The 20,127-nt window shown below is 52.3% G+C and carries 18 protein-coding genes; 8 read left to right on the top strand and 10 right to left on the bottom strand.

Going from position 1 to position 20,127, the window contains the following annotated elements:
• Positions 1-30 precede the first annotated feature (30 nt).
• Together pyk and sbcD are read left to right on the top strand one after the other, a co-directional pair.
• Positions 31-1,830 (top strand): pyruvate kinase, encoded by a 1,800-nt coding sequence (gene pyk / locus ACQ4M4_RS13900; protein ID WP_430685094.1) that lies wholly within the window; start codon positions 31-33, stop codon positions 1,828-1,830.
• Between the two features lie 320 nt (positions 1,831-2,150).
• Positions 2,151-3,473: an exonuclease subunit SbcD gene (gene sbcD / locus ACQ4M4_RS13895; protein WP_430685093.1), complete on the top strand. Its 1,323-nt coding sequence runs from the start codon at positions 2,151-2,153 to the stop codon at positions 3,471-3,473.
• Positions 3,474-3,841: 368 nt separating this feature from the next.
• Here the strand turns inward: sbcD and ACQ4M4_RS13890 are convergent, their stop codons facing one another.
• Positions 3,842-4,021, bottom strand: coding sequence for a hypothetical protein (locus ACQ4M4_RS13890; RefSeq protein WP_430685092.1), 180 nt, complete (start codon positions 4,019-4,021; stop codon positions 3,842-3,844).
• 617 nt (positions 4,022-4,638) lie between these two features.
• On the opposite strand from ACQ4M4_RS13890, the gene ACQ4M4_RS13885 reads away from it, so the two are divergent.
• Positions 4,639-5,790, top strand: a complete 1,152-nt coding sequence (locus tag ACQ4M4_RS13885; RefSeq protein WP_430685091.1) for a septal ring lytic transglycosylase RlpA family protein — start codon at positions 4,639-4,641, stop codon at positions 5,788-5,790.
• 642 nt (positions 5,791-6,432) lie between these two features.
• On the opposite strand, the gene ACQ4M4_RS13880 is transcribed toward ACQ4M4_RS13885, so the two are convergent.
• A complete protein-coding gene (locus tag ACQ4M4_RS13880) occupies positions 6,433-7,413 on the bottom strand; it encodes an ABC transporter ATP-binding protein (protein WP_430685090.1) in 981 nt (326 codons plus the stop codon).
• Positions 7,414-7,587: 174 nt separating this feature from the next.
• Between ACQ4M4_RS13880 and ACQ4M4_RS13875 the strand changes: the two genes are divergently transcribed.
• The 3 genes from ACQ4M4_RS13875 (at position 7,588) to ACQ4M4_RS13865 (ending at position 9,125) form a co-directional block, all read left to right on the top strand.
• On the top strand, positions 7,588-7,740 hold the full coding sequence (locus ACQ4M4_RS13875; protein ID WP_430685089.1) for a hypothetical protein: 153 nt from the start codon (positions 7,588-7,590) through the stop codon (positions 7,738-7,740).
• Between the two features lie 120 nt (positions 7,741-7,860).
• A complete protein-coding gene (locus ACQ4M4_RS13870; protein ID WP_430685088.1) occupies positions 7,861-8,811 on the top strand; it encodes an NAD(P)H-dependent glycerol-3-phosphate dehydrogenase in 951 nt (316 codons plus the stop codon).
• An 89-nt stretch (positions 8,812-8,900) separates the two neighbouring features.
• Positions 8,901-9,125: a hypothetical protein gene (locus ACQ4M4_RS13865; RefSeq protein WP_430685087.1), complete on the top strand. Its 225-nt coding sequence runs from the start codon at positions 8,901-8,903 to the stop codon at positions 9,123-9,125.
• Positions 9,126-9,219: 94 nt separating this feature from the next.
• On the opposite strand, the gene ACQ4M4_RS13860 is transcribed toward ACQ4M4_RS13865, so the two are convergent.
• From ACQ4M4_RS13860 to ACQ4M4_RS13825, 8 genes are all read right to left on the bottom strand, one after another.
• Positions 9,220-9,933 carry a hypothetical protein gene (locus ACQ4M4_RS13860; protein WP_430685086.1) on the bottom strand — a complete coding sequence of 238 codons (714 nt, stop codon included), beginning with the start codon at positions 9,931-9,933 and terminating at the stop codon, positions 9,220-9,222.
• A complete protein-coding gene (locus ACQ4M4_RS13855) occupies positions 9,930-10,685 on the bottom strand; it encodes a hypothetical protein (protein ID WP_430685085.1) in 756 nt (251 codons plus the stop codon). Before ACQ4M4_RS13855 ends, ACQ4M4_RS13860 begins: the two co-directional genes overlap by 4 nt.
• A gap of 423 nt (positions 10,686-11,108) precedes the next feature.
• A complete protein-coding gene (locus ACQ4M4_RS13850) occupies positions 11,109-11,543 on the bottom strand; it encodes an NfeD family protein (RefSeq protein ID WP_430685084.1) in 435 nt (144 codons plus the stop codon).
• Positions 11,544-11,670: 127 nt separating this feature from the next.
• Complete coding sequence (locus ACQ4M4_RS13845; RefSeq protein ID WP_430685083.1) at positions 11,671-13,758, bottom strand: alpha/beta hydrolase; 2,088 nt, start codon at positions 13,756-13,758, stop codon at positions 11,671-11,673.
• An 86-nt stretch (positions 13,759-13,844) separates the two neighbouring features.
• Positions 13,845-14,843: a glycosyltransferase gene (locus ACQ4M4_RS13840; protein ID WP_430685082.1), complete on the bottom strand. Its 999-nt coding sequence runs from the start codon at positions 14,841-14,843 to the stop codon at positions 13,845-13,847.
• A 185-nt stretch (positions 14,844-15,028) separates the two neighbouring features.
• Entirely contained in the window at positions 15,029-16,141 is a 1,113-nt protein-coding gene (locus ACQ4M4_RS13835; RefSeq protein ID WP_430685081.1) for an NAD(P)/FAD-dependent oxidoreductase, read from the bottom strand.
• 17 nt (positions 16,142-16,158) lie between these two features.
• Entirely contained in the window at positions 16,159-16,611 is a 453-nt protein-coding gene (gene psbQ / locus ACQ4M4_RS13830) for a photosystem II protein PsbQ (RefSeq protein ID WP_430685080.1), read from the bottom strand.
• Positions 16,612-16,843: 232 nt separating this feature from the next.
• Positions 16,844-17,665 (bottom strand): alpha/beta fold hydrolase, encoded by an 822-nt coding sequence (locus ACQ4M4_RS13825; protein ID WP_430685079.1) that lies wholly within the window; start codon positions 17,663-17,665, stop codon positions 16,844-16,846.
• A gap of 219 nt (positions 17,666-17,884) precedes the next feature.
• Between ACQ4M4_RS13825 and ACQ4M4_RS13820 the strand changes: the two genes are divergently transcribed.
• Positions 17,885-18,085 (top strand): hypothetical protein, encoded by a 201-nt coding sequence (locus ACQ4M4_RS13820; protein ID WP_430685078.1) that lies wholly within the window; start codon positions 17,885-17,887, stop codon positions 18,083-18,085.
• Positions 18,086-18,722: 637 nt separating this feature from the next.
• Positions 18,723-19,964: a bifunctional ornithine acetyltransferase/N-acetylglutamate synthase gene (argJ, locus tag ACQ4M4_RS13815; protein WP_430685077.1), complete on the top strand. Its 1,242-nt coding sequence runs from the start codon at positions 18,723-18,725 to the stop codon at positions 19,962-19,964.
• The last annotated feature ends 163 nt before the right edge of the window (positions 19,965-20,127 follow it).

Genomic DNA, 20,127 nt, shown 5'->3' with positions numbered 1-20,127 from the left:
CTAATCCTTATCTAGACTTCTGGAACGCACATGTCATTGCACAACGCTATTCGCCGAACCAAGATCGTCGCCACTATTGGTCCCGCCACCAGCAGCCCAGAAGTCCTCAAGAGCTTGATTGAAGCGGGAGCCACCACCCTCCGGCTCAACTTCTCCCACGGCAGCCACGAAGACCACCAGCGCAATATTCGTCTGATTCGTCAAGTCTCGTTTGAACTCAACCAGCCTGTTGGCATTTTGCAAGACCTGCAAGGCCCCAAAATTCGCCTGGGCAAATTCGAGAATGGTTCAATTGTATTACAGAAGGGCGATCCGTTTATTCTCACCAGCGAGAAGGTGGTAGGCACCCAGGCCATAAGCTCTGTCACCTACGAACCCCTGGCCGAAGAAGTGCCCGAAGGCGCTACCATTCTGCTGGATGATGGCCGCGTTGAAATGGTGGTCGAAAAGGTTGACAAGGTCAAGCGCGAGCTTTACTGCCGGACGGTTGTCGGTGGTGTCCTGTCCAATAGCAAGGGCGTCAACTTTCCCGGTGTGTACCTGTCCATCAAGGCTATGACCGATAAGGATCGCACCGACCTCATGTTTGGGTTGGATCAGGGGGTAGACTGGGTGGCGCTCAGCTTTGTGCGCAATCCCCAAGATGTGCTGGAAATTAAAGAACTCATTGCCAGCGCTGGCAAAAATGTGCCCGTGATCGCCAAAATCGAGAAACACGAGGCGATCGAGCAAATGGAGGCCGTGCTGTCGCTGTGTGATGGAGTGATGGTGGCTCGGGGTGACCTAGGTGTGGAGCTTCCAGCGGAGGATGTGCCCATTCTGCAAAAGCGCCTGATCGCCACGGCAAACCGGCTCGGCATTCCCGTCATCACCGCAACCCAAATGCTCGACAGCATGGTGAATAATCCCCGGCCTACCCGGGCCGAAATTTCGGATGTGGCCAACGCCATCATTGATGGTACCGATGCTGTCATGTTGTCCAACGAAACGGCGGTGGGTAAGTTTCCCGTTCAAGCGGTAGAAACCATGGCCCGCATTGCCGTTCGCATTGAGCAAGAAATTCCGCTGACCCGCAATTTGGAAGCGTCGCCCGGTCGCACCATTCCCAATGCCATTAGCCAAGCTGTGGGCAACATTGCCGACCAGCTCAACGCGGCAGCCATTATGACACTGACGAAGACGGGAGCCACCGCCCGCAACGTATCCAAGTTCCGACCCAGTAAGCCGATTCTGGCAGTCACGCCCCATGTGGATGTGGCCCGACAGTTGCAGCTCGTGTGGGGTGTGCGTCCTTTGTTGGTATTAGATTTACCCTCGACTGGCCAAACGTTCCAGGCGGCGCTTAACGTTGCTCAGGAAAAGAGCCTGCTGACAGAAGGGGACTTGGTGGTAATGACGGCAGGCACGTTGCAAGGCGTGTCGGGTTCAACCGACCTGATCAAGGTAGAACTGGTGACGGCTGTGCTGGGGCATGGGATTGGCATTGGCCAAGGGGCCGTTAGCGGTCGCGCCCGCGTTGCCCAAAGCATTCAAGAAGTGAGCAACTTCAACCCTGGGGAAATTCTGGTAGTTTCCAAGACGAATGTGGAGTACGTGGATGCGATCCGCAAAGCCTCAGGCATTGTGACCGAGGATGACAATCTGACTGGCCATGCGGCGGTGATTGGCCTGCGGTTGGGGGTTCCTGTGATTGTCGGGGTGAAGGATGCCACATCGGTGATTCGGGATGGCACGATTTTGACGCTGGATATGCAGCGAGGCCTGGTGTACTCCGGTACGGTTGGAGCGGCCCAAACTGATATGGCCCTGAATACTCGTGTAGAAGCCTAAGTCGCAACCTGTAGAGTCGTTATAAAAAAACCTGAGTTTTGGATAAGCTGAATCGCCCAATTTTGCGTGCGCGACGCGCACGCAAAATTGGGCTTTTCTAAGGGTTGCGCGTCGCGCAACCCTCAGAAAAGCTCTTAACCAAAACTGACGTTAAAAAAAAGTTTGGGTGGCGTGGTCTGACTACACCACCCAAACTTTTTGTTTCGTTTTGGGTGAAACACTGCAAAATGATGGAGAGCAACTAGTACGATTGTTTTCTCTGTTAAAAGAAATAAAGAGGGGAAGCGATCGCCGGCTGCATTAGTCAGCACTCGCGACTTGTGAGCGAACACATTGGGCTATGGGGCATGATCAAGGTTCTCCATCTGTCAGATATTCATTTGGGTAGTGGGTTTTCCCACGGTCGGGTCAATCCAGAAACCGGCTTAAACACACGGTTTGAAGATTTTGTGCACACGCTGAGTGTGTGCATTGACCGGGCGATCGCCGAACCTGTGGATTTGGTACTGTTTGGCGGAGATGCCTTTCCTGATGCAACCCCGCCGCCAATTGTACAAGAAGCCTTTGCCACCCAATTTCGCCGCCTAGTCGATGCCCAAATTCCCACGGTGCTGTTAGTAGGCAATCATGATCAGCATGCTCAGGGCTTGGGTGGGGCCAGCCTGTGCATTTATCGAACGTTGGCAGTGCCTGGATTCATTGTGGGCGATCGCCTAGAAACTCACCGTATTCAAACGCGCAATGGGCCAGTCCAGGTTGTGACCTTGCCCTGGCTCACCCGCTCCACCTTGCTCACCCGTCCTGAAACCGAAGGGCGATCGCTAGCAGAAGTCAATGATCTCCTCATCGATCGGCTGCGGGTAGCCCTAGAAGGCGAAATTCGCCAGCTCGATCCAGCGATACCAACCGTAATGCTGGCGCATCTCATGACCGATACTGCACGGTTTGGGGCCGAGCGTTTTCTCGCAGCCGGCAAAGGCTTTACGGTACCCATGGCTCTGTTGACTCGCTCGTGTTTCGATTATGTGGCACTGGGCCATGTGCATCGGCACCAAGTGTTGTGCGAGCAGCCGCCCGTTGTGTATCCCGGCAGCATTGAGCGGGTAGACTTTAGCGAAGAAAAAGAAGACAAGGGATACGTACTCATTGAACTGGCGCGCCATCAAACCCGATTTGAATTTTGCCCGGTGTCGGTGCGGCGCTTTTACACCATTCAGGCTGACGTATCCCATGCAGAAGACCCGCAATCAGAGCTTTTAAGGGCGATCGCCCATGCCCAAATTCATGACTCCGTGGTGCGGTTGGTGTACCAACTCCACTCACAACAGCTCGAACACATCGACAACATTGTCCTGCACGAAGCCCTGGCCACGGCTCATACTTACACCATTCATCCCGAATTGGTTAGCCAACTAGCCCGCCCTCGCCTTCCCGAACTGGGCGTGGGCCATAGTGTCGAGCCTATCGATGCGCTCAAAGCCTACTTAGCTCACCAAACCCATTTGCAAGAGCTAGAAGCAGATATGGTGCTTGCAGCACAAAGCTTACTGGCAGATCACGTCGATACAGACTTGGATTGGAGCACCACACCCGAGATCGACATCGAAACCCAAATGCCAGATGCACAACTTCGCCTGTTGTAACCAAAGCTGACTGGCACAAAATTGGCTTACCTGCCGCGCATCCTAAAAAGAAAGTCCTAACAAGAAAGAATTAGTGGGGCGATCGCTCGGTCAGCACCTAAGCCCATAGCTCACCTCATCTGCACGAGTCATACAAGCTTTAACCGACCGCAGAGCCCTTCCCGAACCCTCATCAATTCGCCAACAGCAATGGGCTACCGGTACAAATTGCCCAGCAAATACTTGTGCTTTTGAATACATCCCCTTTCTCCAGGAAGATGATATGAGAAGGATAAATATAATCAGTTTTTATCTAAACGCTTGATTCAACGGTTTTTAAGGTGCAATCTCCTAATTCCGATCAGCCGTTTTTACTTATCAAGACCAGATTAAGTTGCCACCCAAACCCCAAAGCCCCTATGAATCGAGCATCTTGCCAAGATCTGCCAAGCATAGCTGGGTAGGGCGATCGCTTTCCACTCTAATGGTTGCTCTACCCCTTGAGCCAAATCGGAGAAAGGCTCATGAGCGCTGTACTTGAAGTAAGAACTGCCAAAAGGCACTTCCATGAAAAGCTCTCATGCAAGCCGATGGAACAGCTGAGTGGTTTTGACTGCCATCGGGCGATCGCAAGTGGCCACCCCAGACTCCACAAAGGATAAGTTTTTCTTTCCTGGCTAATTAGTTTTTCGAAATAGATCGATGGTTAAGGGGATGTGAAGCGTCTGTGATCAATATCACAGGAAAACTGGAAGAACCTTAACAAAAAAGAAAACTTCAATGAAGATTTCGTAAAGCTATTTATCACGGGATTTCGACAAAACCCTTTTCTAAAGGTCTGTTTAACGAAATGTTGAATATAAAGTTTTGATGAAGTTATCGCCCTTCCCAAAGGCACCCTGATCCCCATCCCGATTTTTTCGTGATAGGGTGTTGCAGTTCCACAACCCAAAGAGTGAACACATAACGAGTACGAGTTGAGAGGGTTGCATCTCGAATTTTCTGCTTGGTCTTCCGTTTTGGTTGTCCAGTTCAGAAGTGGTGTGCGCTGTGATGAACAGTTCCCTAGTGTCCGACAGGTACTTGTGCGGTTGAGCAATCAACCCCCTTGGCATAACAGGTCTGGTTGTTCTGAGGTTACAAGTCCTAGGTCTCGGCTCTCTGCTGTCTTTCACTTATGGAGTGTATGAAGCAAGCAATTTGGGGCAGTTTAGCGACTGCTGCGGTCATGGTCACAGCTCTTGGAGTCGCGCCGAGTCAGGCAACGCTCCCCGGAGAGGGTGACGAGGTTCCTCGAAGTCGAGTTTCCCAGCAAGAACTCGGTTCCAACGAAGTCGTTGAAGCTGAGCCTGCATCTAAGCTCGGTTCTTCGCAAGAATCGACCCACGGTGGCTCCAGTACTGCCGATTTGGGTTCCCTGAGCGTGGGCTCATCTAGCGAGGTGAGCAAGGTCGGAGAATACCAGTCTCAAGAAGAGGCTGATTCCGCCGAGTCCACTATCGTCATGATTTTTCCTCACACTGTAGGAGAACGTCAGGCTGCTACGCTGCGGGTTCGCAGCATCCCGGTTTTTACATTTCTGGGATCGGTCTCGGCGGCTGAAGTGAGTGTATCCCCAAAAACTTATGTTTTAGCGGGAGTGCAAACCTCAGAGGCTGAAACAGGTATCAAGCTTCCAACCCCCCCCTCTGAATCGACCGCCACTAAGGCAACGGACCCGACTGAGAGTTCTGATTCAGCAAACCTGTTAGACCCGGTTCAGCAGGCGTCGGCGATCGCTACTCGCATCAACCAGCTCTACCAAGAGGGTGTGAATGCTGAGTCCATCATTGCAAGATGGAATGCTGAGCAAGAGCAGTACATCATCTATGCCAACGATACCCCCCTCATCAGCATGGGTACGGATGTCATTCTGCCCGATACCACGCAAAATCCGGCTGAAGACGTTCTACAGGCTACAAATCGGTTGCGCCGTCTCCTTGGCGGAGCTGCTCCCCTAACCGAAATTGAAGGTCAGCCTCGCCAAGTTGCCCAGGCACGTACAAGTGGCAACCTTCGCGGCATGGCTTCCTGGTATGGCCCTGGATTTCATGGCAATCGTAGCGCTAGTGGCGAAGTGTTTAACCAAAATGCCATGACTGCTGCTCATCGGTCGTTGCCGTTTGGCACTCAGGTGCGGGTCACTAACCTCAACACGGGTCAATCGGTTGTTGTACGAATCAATGATCGAGGCCCCTTCTCAAGAGGTCGTGTGATTGACCTGTCGGCAGCTGCAGCCCGTGCGATTGGCCTTATCAGCTCTGGCATTGCACCCGTCACCCTAGAAGTTCTGCAGTAGCAGCATCCTTAACGCTACAAACGCTCAGATTGCATCTGTCAACCTATATTCGGGTTGTGGAACAGAGGTGTGATCTGGGCGTTTGGCGTTTGAAAAGCTTTTCTCGCTGATGTGCTGATAATGTCTAGATTTTGGCATTCCCAAAACAGTCAACGGAAATCGAGTGTGACAGTTCTCAAATATGCACGATGCTCATAGATTTGCGCTCATATACTCACCTTCACGTATTCACACTCATGCTGGGCGGTGATCCTCTTAAACCCATCGTGAATTAAAAGTCCGCCTGATCTCCTGCCTGATCCTGATGGGATTTCGTGGCATCGCGCTGAGAAAACGGTTAGACCACTGGCGTGAATTGTAGTGCGACGGAGCCGCACCACAATTCATGTTTCAAAAAGCTATCCAGATAGGAGGCCATTGAGAACATCCACCCGCAAATCTTCTAAGTATCTCGACACGATTCAAAACCAGATCCCAAAACTCTGTGCCGCCCGCTGTGCGGCACAGAGTTTTGGGATTTTATGTTTAACGTCAGTTTTGGTTAAGAGCTTTTCTGATTTTTGCGCGTCGCGCACGCAAAAATCAGCTTTTCAGCTTATCCAAAACTCAGGTTATGTTGAATCATGGCTGCCTACTTATGAGCTAGTGGCTGGTGGTGATGCCACGTTGGCGGAGTTGCTGCACAAAAAAATCTTCGAGACTGAGCCGTGCCAAGCTCATACTCACAAGCTGAGCGTTCATCAGCTGCAAGCTGGCTAAAAAGTCTTGGGGTTGGCCGTTGAGATGGCCCTGCCATAACCCATCATGAAATTCCAAATCGGGAAGCCATTGCTTGAGCCGATCGGGATGAGCATTGCGAACTTTGACTTGGTAAAGATTGGCAGTGCCTAGCAGTTCATTGAGTCCGCCAACACAAATCAGCTCGCCTCGGGCCAAAATGGCAATGCGATCGCAAATTTGCTCCACATCGGATAAGACATGGCTATTGAAAAAGATAGTTTTGCCCTGCTTTTTCAAAGACACAATGATTTCTCGAATTTGGTAGCGGCCAAAGGGATCAAGCCCAGACATCGGCTCATCTAAGAAAACGACTTCGGGATCATTGATCAGGGCTTGAGCCATGCCAACGCGCTGCAACATGCCTTTGGAATATTGCCGCAAGGGTTTCTTTTGAGCAGCCGAGCGCGCAAGCCCTACCATATCCAACAGTTCGGGAATGCGCTGGCGCTGGACACTGCGGGGAATTTGAAATAGACCCGCGCTATATTCCAAAAACTCCCATCCGGTGAGGTAGTCGTAGAAGTAAGGATTTTCTGGAAGATAGCCAACCCGACGCTTGACAGAGCGATCGCCCAGTGGCTTGCCCAGCAGCATACCCTGACCAGATGTGGGCCGAATAATTCCCAACAAAATTTTGAGCAACGTCGTTTTACCGGCACCATTTTGGCCGAGTAAGCCAAACGTTTCTCCCTCATGCACGCCCAGGGTACAACCTTGCAAGGTAGACACTTTTTGATTGAGCCAAAAGCCAGTGCGATACACCTTCCACAGATCTGAGACCTGAACCACCATTGGTGGCTGCGTTACGCTAAGGTTTGTTGAGTGTTGAGTATTGCTATCCATATCTCCGTCCCTTCACTCTGTGCGATCGCTCCTGTAACTCGGTTTTGCCAAGTTGCATGGCACTCTCGTGTGGCACTGTAGAACAATATATCGAGCAATGGCCATTGCGGTTCAGACGATAGGTATAATCGTCATTCTGCACCGTATTTGCGAGCTAGTTTGCGAGGAGGCTCTATGGGTCGGTCAAAAATTGTTGCCATCATTACAGGAGCGATCGCCCTATTGCTAGGGTTTGCCTATCTATTGTTGGTTCAGCTGCTCGACTTTCGGGGCGACATGGTGCCCGCTCCCGTAGATGTATCAATGTGGATGTCGTTTTGGGTCTAGCGATCGCCCCTATTCAGGCGATCGCTCTGTGCGTCCCTAAAATTTGCAATGCTCTGGCCCTCGTTGTGTTCCCTCTTTGTTTTAATTTTGTATTTGCCCTATTTGTTTTAGCCTGATCTGTTGCAAACTTCCACGACCGATAAACCTTTAACCCTGACGGTCCTTGGGGCAGGGGCATGGGGCAGCGTACTGACTGAGCTGGTCCACCGCAACTCCCATCGCCGCCAGCAAAACGTGCACCTATGGTCGCGTCAGCATGGCACCCCGTTGGAAACATTGCTGACATCCAGCAATATCGTTGTTTCTGCAATCTCAATGAGTGGCGTTGCCGAGGTGGCCAGCCGCGTTGCGCAGCATGGTTTACCAGCCAATACCATTCTGGTGAGTGCAACCAAAGGGCTGGATTTAGCCACAACCTGCACAGCCTCTCAAGTTTGGCAAACGATGTTTCCTCGCCATCCGGTGGTGGTGCTGTCAGGGCCAAATTTGGCGAAGGAAATTCAGCTGGGGCTCCCTGCCGCAACGGTTGTTGCGAGTAAGGATGAAGCTGCTGCCCGGCTGGTGCAGCAAGCCTTTGCATCCGATCGCTTTCGGGTATATACCAATACCGACCCCTTGGGTACAGAGCTAGGGGGAACCCTCAAAAACGTAATTGCGATCGCCGTTGGAGTCTGCGACGGGCTACAGTTGGGCACCAATGCTAAATCGGCCCTAATTACGCGATCGCTCACCGAAATCATTCGCGTGGGAACGTACCTGGGAGGCGACACAGAAACCTTCTTTGGCCTGTCGGGCTTGGGCGATTTGTTGGCAACTTGCAACAGTCCGCTAAGCCGCAACTATCAGGTTGGGTTTAAGCTGGCTGAGGGCAAAACTCTGCCACAAACCCTTGCTGAAATTGGCGAAACTGCCGAAGGAGTCAACACAGCCAATGTACTTTATGCCCTGTCTCAGCGGGAATCCATCCCCATGCCGATTTCATATCTGGTGTACCTGTTGTTGAATGGCAACATCACCCCTCAGCAAGCCGTCGAAGCGCTGATGGAGCGCGACCTTAAAGCAGAAAAGTAACCGGCCGTGGCTGTTTCTCCAAGCTAAACGGGCGATCGCGCCATTGCCCAACGCTCAAATTCCTTAGATTGACCTAAACGCCGATAACCATGCCTGTTTCAAAAGCCGAAGCCAAACAGTTATTAGAACGCCTAATTTTTGACGATGAAAAGCCTCGTGACTGGGTGCAAGATGTGTGGTACTTCAGCCCGACATTGGGAGAAAGCGCCGCCAAGCTGCTGGATTTGTTTGAGGCACTAGTTGAGTGCTGTCCCGACGAAAAGCTGGAAAATCTGCTGCACACGCTGTACCGCCAGCTAGAACATACGGAATAACCATGACACAGCGGTTCACCCCGCTGATCGTTTCATAGGTGATGCTCTATGGGTGATGAGTAGGTAAACACCAGGGCTGATCAGTGGCGATCGCCTATCGAATTGGGTTTCCCTTTAGCGCTTTGAACTCTTTGGGAAAGTAGTACTGCAAAAATTCAGGCCGCACATTGAACTGTTGCAGCGTGTAGAACAAATCTTGCCGCCGCACTGATTGCACCAAGCTTTGGGTCGCCGTAATTTTGTCATATAACGACGTTTCGCGCAGCGCTTGGTCGATCGCCCTCAAAAACGTTTCTTCTTCCTCTGGCGACAGGGAAATATCGGCACTAAAGTAAGCACGCAAGTCCTTGAGACCTTCTTCCAGCATGGCCGTGGGCTGCATCAACTCCCGCTCAAATTCGCGCAAAAACTGAGCCGTGCGGCGAGTTTCCTGCGCGGCAATTAACCGAACGCCAATCACAATCAAGCGATTGTAAACGCTCTTAATGTCGATGGTGAGAAAAACCGTTTCCGTACGGGCATTGAGAAACGCCACAAAACTGAGGCCAACCCCAATCGCTTTTACAAACAGGGGAAAATCAATGGGGGGTTCAGATGTAAAAAAGTCAGTTACCCACGCCAAAAAAATGCCAGCTGGAAATAGCACCTGGATGATCATCAAAATCCAAAATCCCAGGCTCTTTAACGGTTCAAAAAATAACAGCCCTTTGCAGGTTTCCCTTAACTTCTCATACGCTGCAGGAAGGTTAAAAAGACCTGCAATGAGGGCTGCAATTCCGAGTAGGATTCTGTAGGTTACAACATTCACCAATACCTATCCTCGCGCCTACCGATAATGAATACTGGGTGCAACAAAAAGTGCCCCTTACTGGTAAGTGTCAGGTAGGTATCTGGATCGATGGTTTCGTTCTCGCGATGCCTCCCACCAAACATGGCGGATAGACTGCTGAAAAAGTTTCCAGTGAAGCGATCAATGTAACCCTCCTTCCAGAGATATTCCACGATGGAGCGGGATTGGTCAACCGACAGACCCACCACATGGGGCAAGTTGCGTGGGGTCAAAGGTCGCTTTTCAATTGCTTTGAGAATGGCGATCGCCTGAGCATGGGCTTGGGCCACCGCCCGTTGCAGCGCACTCAAAAATACCTTGACATCTCCTGAAGCTTTAACAGCATCCCCTTGGGCATGAGCCCGCTTGAGTAAAGCTTCTGCCCCCGCCCGAAAATCATCCTGTTTAAGGACTGCGGCTGCAATATCGTTCCAGGTAATAGCTTCTGGATCGTTGTGGTGGTGTCCGCTGATGTAGCCATTCAGCCGTTTTGCTCGCTGCTGCGTGGGGTATAGCTCTTGCAGATTTTGGCACTCAACGTCATACAGCTCTTTCAGCCGCCAGTGTTGCTGCACGAGCGATCGCACCTCCTCGGCCACCTCAGGTCGATGGTGCGTTAGTGCATCGCCAACTTGATTGACGGCCTCATGTAGTTCCGGCGAAAGAGGCACATCCAGCTGAACCAGCGCCAGCATAAAAGCTTGTAATGTAATCGCGTCTGCGGAATCCATATGACGATTTTCGAGTGGTCATCTCATGCCTGTGTGTCTAATTTCTGCTAATGCCATTGAAAAAACAAGCACCAAACGGGTAGTCCTCACTCCATCTTTGGGGAAATGATCCACAGTTCATCAACGCAACCAGGCTCAAACCTTGCTGCAGGTTGGGTTTTGCCCATGGCAACACTCCAGATTGAGAGAAGCGCCCTATCCAGAAATTAAAAAAATTAGAATTCACTGATTGCCCGACTTTCATTCTATCGAATGCTTTTGGGGAGTGGTAGCGATCGCTTTACCGCAAAACCCGCCTCCCATCAGTGATTTCGAGGGTTCAACCCCGCTTTAATTTTTGTTGAACTTAATTTGTTGAACTTGAAAAGCTGCTGAGACTGAACCCAGATAGACAATCAAGGGCAAGAAACCGATCGCAGACCTCTATTGCAAAAAACTGGCAGGCACCACAATCAAGGTATTGCCCTGCCGACCCACCACATGAACCGTTTCTCCAGCGGCGATCGCCACATCTGACACTTGGCAACGGGCCGACCAAAACGTGCCTTCATAGGAGACCTCGCCAACTCCACCACGAGGAATATCGGTAGACACTTCAGCCTCGGTGGGTGGGTCAAGATTCCGAGACTTGGGTGGCACAAAGCCGCGCAGCACCAACGCAATAGTGACGGAAAGAACTCCCCACAAGAGCGTTTGCACAGCAATATCAGGCACGCTGAGGGCGGCGATCGCCGTGATTAGGGCGGCAATGCCTAATGCGGCCACAATCGGTTCAAATGCAATCAGGCTAATGGCAATTAAGCCAAAACCAAAAATTGCCCACAGAATGTACGGGGGCTGGGTTGAAAATCCTTGCACGGTAGACTCCCTTCAAAGCGTTGCTCTGAAAAATTAGCGTGTAGCTGATGAATACATCAGTTGATTGGGCGATCGCGGCAACCCTTAACGAACTGACAAACTTGTGCAGCGTGCGCAGCAGAAACGCTCAGGGTTGGTCAGTATCGTTGGAGCGATCGCGCTTGAGGCGATACCAATCTCGTCGGAACAGCCGACTATTGGGCGATCGCCAGTTTCCCGGCAAAATAAACAGCACAACGGGCACAGAGGCCAACAGTCCAGTAACGCCTAGTAACGCAACGTTAAGGGTTAAGCCCTGGCGAGGCTGGGGCGGACTTGGCATGAGGGTCATCTGTTCTAATGGTAGCGCTGCCATGCCCAACCATTTGGAGAGATTGGTTGACAGGGTAGAGTTGAGCCGCAGCTTGAGGTCGGCCGTGGAGAGCGACTGGGCATAGGCCTCCGACAAGAATGGGTGATACGTGTGCGCGTCGGGCGTATCTTGCTTGATAAACGAGAGGGCAACGCCTTTGGTAAGGGTACGCATGGCTTCGGTTTCGTGGTTGGGCCGCTCTCGAATGAACAGGCTGTCGGTCAACGCGTGGTTGAGGTTCTCAGGATCACCCACACTCAGGTGGGTCGCCCCAATCGCGGTAAGCAAATATTTTTGCTCGGTTTGCAGTTGGGCAAAGGGTAAAAGTTGCTGGCTGACCGCAGGCGTAATGGCATCGCTGGTGGAGGACGTGATCAGCACGGGAATGCGAATGTTTGCAATGCTGTTGGGGTTGAACAAGCGACCCACAACCGGGTTGAGAGCAATAATGCGCTTGACGCGGCGATCGCTCAAACCCTTGGTATCCTTAGCTGCCAGGTCAGTCGCAGTACATTGCAACCAATCCGATACCGACAGGCCATACTTGCTAGCACTGTCACAAAACTGATCCAGCTTTTGCAGATCGAGCTGGGCTCCGGCTAGAGCCAGGGCGGTATACCCGCCTAGGGAGTGACCAATTACCGTTACCTGCTCTGTATTGAAGCGTCCCTTCAAGTAGCGAGAGCTATGGTTGAGTTGCTCCAACTCACTCAGCAAAAAGCTAACATCCTGTGGGCGATCGACAAATTCGCTCGCGGGCAAAATGTCCGACACATTGCGATACAAAAACTGATTATTCATGACGGACGAAAGCCACGTCACATTGCTGCGGGGATGCTCCAGCGCAACCACGGTAAACCCATGCGAGGCCAAATGATAGGCCAAATATCCTAAAAAGCGGCGATCGGCTCCAAACCCGTGGGACAGCACAATGAGTGGTCCTGATGTTTTGCGAGCCCAGTAAATATCGACCGGAATCGACCGATGGCGATCGCGATCGCGAAAATACATGGTTTGCTGCCGAACCCATTGCCGTCCACGCTCTGCCGGGTTTAGATCGGTTTCCAAGGTATCGACATCGGCAACCGTCAACTCCCGCTCCAAAATGGAGCTAAGGGCCTTGCTTTGCCAGTAAGGAAGGTTCATTTGCGAGGCCAGCCGAATTCCCGCCGACAGGTCGATCACCATCTTTTGATGCGGAAACTCCGCCACAAATCCCAAAAAGCTAAGCCCTTCGGGGCTGGCGGCAGCGCGGGCGAGCGCTTGCTGCAAGTCTGCTTGGGTTGAGTTGGGAATGACAGAATTTAGGGTTTTTAGCAACCGCTCCCCAGCAGAGGTGCTGAGCAACTCATCAACCAAGGCACCCCCACCGTGGCTTTCTAACGGCAGATGGCTACCAATGGCTTGCTGTACCTCTGGAGTCATGAGTGGGGCATACAGCCACAACGAGGCGGGTACACGGCCCGTTTCGGCAAATGTTTTGAGGTCTTGAATGGCGATGGTTTGCTGAATAGGGCCTAGCTTGAGGGCTAGTTCTTCGGCAGCATGGGCCGCATGCCCACCCATGCCCAGCACAGCCGCCGAGCTCAACAGTAGACTGCTTCCGACACGAGAGCACCATCGTTTCAACAAGGGCTTGAGGCCCTGTGACCGGACGGCAGGGTTTTGGCCAGCAGAGCTTTGAACAGCAGGACTTTGACCGGCAGATCCGTAGCCCTTGCCATTGGTGCAATGCGTTTGAGCCTGTATTGAGTTGAAAAAGTTTTGCTCGGATGAACTCACTGGAATTTCTGTTGAGGGGGCAAACACAGCACGTGCAGAATTGAGGAGAGCCAGAACTTGCTGAATCGGATGGCAATCCACAACCAAGTTCTTCCAGGATTCCCTAAAAAAATTGAAAACGCAACACGTCGTTTCTCTGCGGTTTGGGCATCATTCTTTGGAAATATTCATACTTCGTCATCGGACTTAAAACAAGGGTGGGACTGGGTTTTATCTATCCTCCTTGGGAGGTAGGGCGGGATCAAACGATCGCCCAAGGGGAGATGTGCCCTCTGCTGCCCCTGCCAGCGCGATCGCCGACAATACCAATCCAACATGGGATCAATGAGTGACGACACCATTGGCTGCCCTCGCAGTCTAGCAATTCCTGCTGTAGGAAGGGTCTTTAGCCACCAGCGCCCTATGCCGCGCACGAACGCTGTCCAGTGGAGAGATGGCATGAGCGGTACTCCATATAGCTCGTGCAGGTAGCGATTGGATGCGCCATAGCGTTGCCACTGCTGAGCCAAGCCTTGCAGAGTAGAACGATGTCGATGATGCACAATAGCCTGGGGTGCAACTTCAATCGCCCAGTTGCCCCGTTGCAAAATTCGCCAGCATAGGTCAGCGTCACCCCCGGTGGTTATATAGGGACGAAACAGGCCAACTTGTGCGATCGCGCTACGTCGTACCGCTAAGTTGGCCGTTTGCCCATAGGGCAAAAAAGGATGAGACAGCGTATGGGTTTGCGACAGAAAGGCGTGCCGCATTGCATAGGCTTCTATCCAGTTGCCGCCAGGAACCGCTGCAATTTCTCCAGCAACAATGCCCACAGAAGGATTGGAAAACGGTATCACCATCTGCTCTAACCAGTGGGGATGGGGCCGACAATCTGCATCGGTAAAGGCCAAGATCGTACCCGTTGCAGAACAAATACCCCGATTGCGCGCCGCGTAGGAGCTTTGAATCGCAGTCTCTTTCAAAACCTGGACGGTTAAATTGTGCGCTTTGGCCTGTTGCTGAAAGTGGATGAGCTGTTTCAGACTGTCATCTTGACTGTGGTTATCAATCAAGTACAGATTCCAATATGCTTTGTCATAACTTTGGGCTAGCAGGGAATGAAACAAACTGGAGAGCAAAGCCGCACTGTTGTAGATGGGGATAATGACAGAGACCTGAACTGACATAACCACAAGCCCCAGTTGTTTTGGACAAGCCTGGTCTGATCCATCGTTGTTGGCGAAAAATTTGCTGGCGAGGTTGTTGCTGGTGAGATTCGTTGCTGGTGAGATTCGTTGCTGACGAGAGTTTTCAGAGGATGCCATCCCTCAGTTAACGCGATAACGGCAAGAGTGAGAGCAACGGCGTGAATTTAGCGAGAGAGAATGAGCTGCTGCACCTGGGCAGCGGTTGCTGGGGCCAGCAACACGCCGTTGCGATAATGCCCCGTTGCAGTAATGACGTTGGTGTAGCCAGGAAAATTCTCAATCACGGGAGCCGGACGATTGAAGGGACGCGGACGTAGGCCATACCAAGTTTGCAAACGAGTAGCAGAGGCAAGGTTGGGCCAAATGGCGATCGCCCCCTGCCATACTTCTTCCAACTTGTTAGGTTGGGCGGCGATCGCGTCTTCTTGATTGGCAAACTCCACCGTTGCACCGACCCAATACTCGCCATGAACCAAGGGCACCAGGTGAATATCGTTGCCAGTCATCACAGGCTGAAACGTCGGATCGCCCAAGGAATCTGCCAGCCGAATGCGCATGGCTTGTCCCAGTACAGGCCGAATATCCAACGGTTGGGGCGTGGCTTGAGTGAGCTGGGATGTGCCAATGCCAGAGGTGAGGATGAGCCAGTCAGTTTCTATCTCTCCCGCAACGGTGACGATGCGATCGCACCGCTCAAGCTGGGTTGGATCCGCCTCATGGGCTTTGGGCAACGGCGACATCGCGCAATTGAAATGAAAGGTTGCCCCATTTTGGGTTGCGGCCTGTACCAAGGCCAACGTGAGCGCGGTGGGGTCAATCTGGCGATCGCCCGGTGAGTAGACCGCTGGCACCCACGGAGCCACCTGCGGGCAGTGGCGATGCAGTTCATGAGCATCCCACAGGTCAATCTGCCAGCCCTGCTGGGCACGAATGGCTGCAAGACGAGTCCAGCGATCGGGGTCGGATTCTTCCTCTAGCCGCAGCAGCACAATGCCCTGGCGGTTGTAGGGAATTGATTGTCCAGTGATGGCTTCTAGCTCTGGGATCAGAGTTTCGTAACGGTGCAAACTGTCTTGTCGCAAATTCCAGGCGCGGCCTTTCACTTTTTGGCTAATGGCCCCCATCAACACCCCCAAGGCAGCCCCTGTGGACCCTTGAGCGGGCGATCGCGCTTCCACCACCGTCACAACAAATTGTGGGCTGCGAGAGAGTTCGTAGGCGATCGTCGCCCCAACTACCCCACAGCCCACAATCAGTACCCGAATCGTATCAGACACGTCGGTAAACCGTTCCCTTAACTGGCCTGAGTTGGAATCAGCTTCAGGAATTCATCAAAGTCGCGCAGCGCTTCGTTGTAGTTCAACAGTGCCTTACGAGAATCTAGGGTTTGTACGCCTTCGTCAATCACATTCAAGTGGCCAAACACGTTTTTGGCAAGCTCCTGAGCTTGGGCCTGAGTGTCTTTGGGTTTGAGGCTACGAGCCAAGGTGCTCATCTTAAAGCGCATCTCTCCCAACGGGCCGTGAATGTAGGAGCTAACGTCATTCCAATCGCCTTTTTGAACCAGGGGAGGAATGCCCAACATCCGCTCACGAATGTCTTCAACATCGGTAGCCAACTTTTGAATTTGGGCAAGCTGCTCAGTAGTATACAAGGGGCCTTTGGCCACTTTGGGGCTACTGCAACTTACGGTAAATATGGCGATCGCCGCGATAATGAGAGCCAGAATAGACCGAACGCGAATCATAGACCTATCTCTACTATTAACCTTGCAGCAAGACCATCTTAAAGGTTCTATGGGGCAGAACCCAAATGGTAGAGACCTTTGCAGAATGAACCACTAGAAGTTAGCGGTGATCAATCATGAGGTTAGATTCAGGTAGAACCTGTGACCAGAGTAGACATTCTGTGCCTCCGTTCATCACTGTAACTCGGGTTTGGCCCTGACTCAAAGGCAAATTTTCGAGATCAACACCCCTTTAAGTGAGCTGTCGCCGCAAAAAGGGAATTAGCACTTCGTTCACTTTTTCGTGCCAGTCTTCTTGCGGGTAGTGTCCTACTTCTTCAAATTTGGTGAATTCTGCCTGAGGATAGGCTTTGGCGGCGGCTTCGGCCTGGTCGCTGGGCAGCCACGGGTCGCGATCACCCCATCCCATCAACAATGGCTTCTCCCAATTGGTCAGCCCGGCTTCAATTTCGGCAGCAACCTTGGGAACTTGCAGTTGGCGCACCAGGGTAAACAGTGCCCGCCCCGCATCCGAGCTTTTCAAAAAAGGGCGTCGATAAACATCCAGGTCGGCATCTTCCACCACGTAGCCACCGCCGCCTTCCAGCGTGCGATCGACTAGTAGAGGATCTTGGGTCAGCATTTCGCCCACCAGGGGAATCCCAAACTGCTGCATCTTCCACGGCAGCTTGGCACCTGCCCAGGCCGGAGTATTAAACAAGGCTAAACGCTCGACGCGATCGCGGTTGAGTAGCGCATACTGCACACCCGCCGAGCCGACAAACCCCTGCGCCACAATGGAAACCTGCTCCAATTGCAACGCGTCGAGCAATTGTCCTAACCCGGTGATGTATGCCTCGGGAGTATAGGCAAACATGCGGCGATCGGGCTTTACTGAGTAGCCGAAGCCAATCCAGTCGGGGGCGATCGCCCGCAAGCCCTGCTCTGCCAGTGCCAGCATCACATTACGCCAGCTATAGCTTTGAGACGGCAGCCCATGCAGCAATATCACAACGGGTTTGTCACTGGGGTTCATCGGCTCTGCTTCTCGATAAAACCACGTCAGCCCGTTCACATCTACTGTTTTTTCCTGTAGCGCCAATTCAGTCCCCTTTTTTCGCTGCTTGCAAAACTTGCGTGATGCTGAGCTTATCGCTTTGTGCGATCCCCATTTGGTAAAGATATATAAATTTTATAAAAATACACCTTTTTGTAGTCATTGATACAGAAGTGTTTGCTATAGTAAATCAGTGAGCAAAAAATATCAGAACAAACAAAGCAAGGAGTAATTCCCATGTCTACTCAAGATCAAGCTCGGGCACTCATGGTTCGCCATCATCAGCTTGTTAAAAACCGTCAGCAGTCCATGCTGGGTCGCGTTGCAGCAGAAATCGGCTGTGAAGAAGAAGTTAATGGCTACTGGAACAGCATTCAGGGGCAGCCTCATCCCACCTTTAGCAAGAACTACGATCGCAGTGGTGGTTCGATGAGCTAGGCTCTGGCTGGAGTTTCTACATCGTTGCTGCAAGCTGTAGCCTGATGGCTCCTTGCAAGGGATACGTTCCCGTTTCGTTTGTTTGGTTCCTACACTTGTGCCAGGGTTCTACCGGGCTGGAGGCAGTCCAAAGCCTGAGCTCGGGAGCGCTGGCTCTGATGTAACCCTATGATGACTCAACCGCAATGCCTCTCCATCGTTACTGGAGGGGCATTTTTCATGGTGAGGAGTTGTGCCGTTATCGGACTTAAGCATTTCATTCGAAAAACCAGGGGGCTGAGTGACTTTTGGGGCGATTAACGCTCCAAAAATCACTCAACTGCGTAAATCCTGAGTTAGAGAATTTTGAACAATGGGCCTTGGGCTGGATCTACGAGAAAAACCATCCAAAACCTTTCAAATTCGATACAAAGTGCATTAGTCCTGGTTTGTTGTCATGTTTTGCCAAAAACTCACGCTAAACTAGGCTTCATCTTTTGGGAATGCTCTTTTGAAAAGACTGGACTTACGCGTTGGTGTGGAGGGAGTACCCTACACCCCACACCAGCAAACGGGCTTGGTGTGAGCTTGTGTTAAGCCCTAGACCCTTGGGTTCAAAAGGAGTGTTTGAATTTGCGATGGCAGCATGGGAGGCGACATGACAGACTGGCATGAGATTTCGGGAGGGGTAACGGCTCCCAAAGGATTTAAGGCAGGGGGAATTGCTGCTGGACTAAAGCCGTCTGGTGCGCCTGATTTGGCTCTGATTTGGTCAGAGGTGGAGGCGATCGCCGCTGGGGTATTCACCACAAGCCAGGTGCGGGCCGCCTGTGTTGACTACTGTCGGCAGCGGCTTCAGGCAAAACCCAGCGTCCACGCGATTTTGTGCAATGCGGGTCAGGCCAATGCGGCAACGGGTGCCCAGGGCTGGGCCGATGCCCTAGAAAGTGCGCAACTGTTGGCCAAGGCGATCGGCACTACGCCAGAGTCTGTGTTGGTCGCTTCGACCGGGGTGATTGGTCAGCGCATTCGCATGGAGCAACTGCGGGCTGGCATTCCCAAGCTGGTGACTGCTGCCAGTGCAGAAGGGTCAGATGATGCAGCAAAGGCGATTATCACCACAGACTTGGTGCCGAAAACGATCGCGCTAGAAACGACGATTGAAGGGCGGCCTGTGCGGATTGGCGGCATCAGCAAAGGGTCGGGCATGATTCACCCCAATATGGCGACGATGCTAGCTTTCGTCACCTGCGATGCGGCCATCTCTCCTCACCTGTGGCAGCAAATGGTGAGCCGTGCTGCCGACAAATCGTTTAACCAAATTACGGTGGATGGTGACACCAGCACCAACGATACCTTGCTGGCTCTGGCCAATGGCGAATCGCGCACTCCCGCCATTACCGAGATGGATGCCCATGCCGAAAAACTGGAGGCGATGCTCACGGCAGTCTGCATTCACTTGGCAAAGGCGATCGCTCGTGATGGGGAAGGAGCTACGTGTTTGATTGAGGTGCAGGTTTCGGGTGCAGCGGATGATGCAGCGGCTCGGCAGGTGGCCCGCACGATCGCGGGTTCGGCGTTGCTCAAGTCGGCCATCTTTGGTCGCGATCCAAACTGGGGACGGATTGCAGCGGCAGCAGGTCGGGCGGGTGTGCCCTTTGACCAGGGCAACTTGCAGATTAAGCTGGGCGACTTTTTGCTAATGGAGCATGGCCAACCGCAAGCCTTTGATCGGGATGCGGCCAATGCTTATCTCAAAGCGGCGGCAGCGGGAACCTACTTAGAAGATGACACGGTTCTAATTTCGGTGAACTTGGGTAGTGGTCACGGCGCAGGCGTTGCCTGGGGCTGCGACCTCAGCTACGACTATGTAAAAATCAACGCTGAATATACGACTTAGGCGATCGCACCGTAGGAACGACACGCAATCAATCTTAGAGGGTGTTTGAGAAGTCAGGAAGGGCGTAAAAAAGCTCACTCAGTGTAGGCTGCGAATAGCAAATATCTACAGCCCTGAGTGAGTCAGATGAGTAAAGCATATCCCAGCAACCTAACCCGTGCTC

Origin of the sequence: Leptolyngbya sp. AN02str (assembly GCF_050565595.1) — a bacterium.
Lineage (GTDB): Bacteria > Cyanobacteriota > Cyanobacteriia > Elainellales > Elainellaceae > Kaiparowitsia.
Note: the sequence above shows the minus strand (reverse complement) of the source record. Positions and strands in the feature narration are given on the sequence as shown.